The 2,861-nt window shown below is 38.7% G+C and carries 3 protein-coding genes; all 3 read right to left on the reverse strand.

The genetic code is table 11. The annotated features are described in order from the left end of the window. Window positions 1–62 precede the first annotated feature (62 nt). Window positions 63–629, reverse strand: a complete 567-nt coding sequence (locus tag V7659_RS19980; RefSeq protein ID WP_335541678.1) for a DUF4256 domain-containing protein — start codon at window positions 627–629, stop codon at window positions 63–65. A gap of 228 nt (window positions 630–857) precedes the next feature. After that, a complete protein-coding gene (locus tag V7659_RS19985; RefSeq protein ID WP_335541679.1) occupies window positions 858–1,760 on the reverse strand; it encodes an MBL fold metallo-hydrolase in 903 nt (300 codons plus the stop codon). 293 nt (window positions 1,761–2,053) lie between these two features. Then, window positions 2,054–2,861: VOC family protein (locus V7659_RS19990; RefSeq protein ID WP_335541681.1), on the reverse strand; the 808-nt coding region annotated here is incomplete at its 5' end.

The following is a 2,861-nucleotide window of genomic DNA, read 5'->3' on the forward strand; positions in this document are numbered from 1 at the left end:
TTATGGGTCACAGTTCAACCAAAGCCTGGGGATGTTTTTAAAGTTAGCCGTCTGTGCAAAAATTAAACCCTTAGCGAGCCGCGGAAACCCCTTGCAGCATAGTAGGATTCTGCTCCATTGTGGTACACAAAGACAGTATCGTAGCGACGATCACAAAAGATAGCCCCGCCAAGTTTTCTAATATTAGCAGGTGTTTGCACCCAGCTCGACGTTTTCAAATCGAAATTTCCAAGTTTCTGCAGCTCCCGGTATTGTTCTTCCGTTAAAAGTTCAATGCCCATGGCAGCTGCCAGATCAATTGCACTATTTTCTGGTTTGTGCTGTTTCCTGGACTCCAGCGCTTCACGGTCATAACAAAGACTTCTGCGGCCTTTAGGGCTTTCCGCCGAACAATCATAAAAAATGTATTCGCCTGTCTTTTTATCATGACCAATAACATCGGGCTCACCGCCTGTTCCTTCCATTTCACTAAGCGACCACAGTTTTTCAGGATTAACTTCGAGCCTAGCTTGTACTTCAGCCCATTCAAGATCTTCATGCCGTTTCATGTTTTTCTCAAAACGGGCTTTCAAAGTGCTAAGTAGTTCCTCAATTTGTTCTAGTGATAACTCCCTGTTTGTACTGATCATATTAGTTTCCCCCTTGGTTTTTAGATATGCAGCTATTCTATCATATCTTTAACATATCCAATTACTGGATAACTTTAAACACAGTAGGTGTTAAGCAGTTTGTGTAAAATGGAAGGCCACCAATCCATTACTGTAACTGTTTTGCTTCAAACCTGCTTTCACCCTTATTCCTCCGAACATAAAATCGATTGTTATTACAATTTTTATGGGCCGCCATTTCAGTTAGGATTATCTTAACATTTTTAAATTCTGTTTAAACAATTCAGGAGATGCCCACTCTTTATACTGATCAGGAATTGGAACTTCATCTAGATGAATGTCTTCATTTGAAATCATTTTTAATTCTTTTATGTAGTTCATTAACTTTGCAAGATCCTTTTTTGTTCCAATTGGTCCATGCCCAGGGATTGCTTTCTGTATCTCAAAGCTCATAACTTTGTTTAAAATACTTTCCCAATGGCTTGGATTAGATTCAGGAAAATATGATGGGTGAGTCGCGACAAATAAAAGGTCAGCCATAAAGATAATTTCATCTTCAGGCAGATAAAGAATAGAATCACAATAGGAGTGACCATTACCAAGTGCCATCAGTACAGCCGTACGTTCTGTTCCATAAATAGTAAATACTTTATTAAAAGTGTATTGTGGCAAAACTAATTCAAGAGTGGGCAGCGAAATGGCTATTTCTCTTAGAAAATTGATTTTATTGTCTAAATTTAAGTCAGTGGAGCTTTTTCTTTGTTCAATAAGTGATTCGAGGTAATGGTTTAAACCTGTTAAATCTTCTTTTTGTTTGGCTATTCTCTGTGGATGATTTTCCTTCATTTTTTGAAGAGTTGTTTGACTAGATACTATATTACAATTTTTAAATACCTGGTTCCCTCTAATATGGTCACCATGCCAATGACTATTGACCACCCAAGAAACAGGTTGATTGGTAATGTTTTCGGCTAAATTTTTTAAATCTTCTGCTGCTTGTTGTGTATTGAATGTATCAAAAATAATTGTTTTTCCACCTAAATCTATGAATCCCGCATTTCCAACAGATCCACTCCCATCTTTTGCGATGGCTGCATAGATACCTTTACTTACCCTCTCAAGATTAAAATGTTTAGAAGTATATTTAGTCATCAAATCATTTCCCTTTCATCCATACTTTAACAATAGACTATTACAAAGTATTCTTTTTTTAATTTAATAATTCCTTCAATGAGCGAATCTCAAGTTCCAATGATCGGATTTTTCGAAAAGAGCGAAAATAAAAAATCCGGCAATGCAGCCGGATTTTAAACTCTTGCATTAGATTGTTCAAAAGCATCTTTATGTAAAAATGTTATTCATCCAAGGAAAATTTAGTTTTCTTAAAATATTTCTCATCCGTCATTCGCTCGACTACCTCAGCTCTTCTATAGGCTGTATTCTCATTATCCGTTATATGCTTCCCGTAATTTCGCAAGATCAAATTTCTTCATTTTAAGAAATGCTTCCGTTAGGCGCGCAAGTTGCTCTGGAGTGCCTTTGCCCATCATCTCGTCCATCTCAGTCGGCACAATCTGCCAAGATAGGCCAAACTTATCTTTCAGCCAGCCGCATTGCTCGGCTTCTGGAACGGCAGAGAGCCTTTCCCAGTAGTAATCAATCTCTTCTTGTGTGTCGCAGTAAACCATAAAAGAGAATGCCTCGTTAAAATTGAATTTGTGCTCATGTGCGCTATCCATTGCGGAAAACCACTGATTTTCTAAGCTAAAATCAGAGAACATGATGGTTCCTTCTTTGTCCGGCTCCATGCCTTTAGGATATCGGACGATCAATCCCTGCTTTGCGTTCTTAAATATCGATAAATAAAAATTAATTGCCTCTTCCGCATTACCGCAATTATCTCCGACAAACAAAAGTGACGGTACTAATGAAGGCCGCTCTTCACCTTCTGGATTGGTAAGCATTAACTGCCAGGACAAACCATACCTATCCTGAATCCAGCCAAACTTTTCACTGAACGGATACTTATCAAGCGGCATTAAGGCTGTGCCACCTTCGGACAATTTGTTCCAAACCTCATTTAGTTTTTCTTCCGCGTCCTTTTCCCGCGATGGGTCAAAATTTACGATGAAAGATACCGACGGATTGAGCTTGAAATGAGGCCCAGCACTGATTGCCATGAATTTCTGTCCCCAAATATCAAACGAGACAATATCGGAGTCGCCTGATGGAGTATCGTGGATGGTTGTTATA

This window comes from Neobacillus drentensis (genome assembly GCF_036966985.1).
GTDB lineage: Bacteria > Bacillota > Bacilli > Bacillales > Cytobacillaceae > Neobacillus > Neobacillus drentensis_E.

Coding starts and splice junctions, on each gene's coding strand:
- V7659_RS19980 (WP_335541678.1), bottom strand. CDS start 629: ATGATCAGTACAAACAGGGAGTTATCACTAGAACAAATTGAGGAACTA.
- V7659_RS19985 (WP_335541679.1), bottom strand. CDS start 1,760: ATGACTAAATATACTTCTAAACATTTTAATCTTGAGAGGGTAAGTAAA.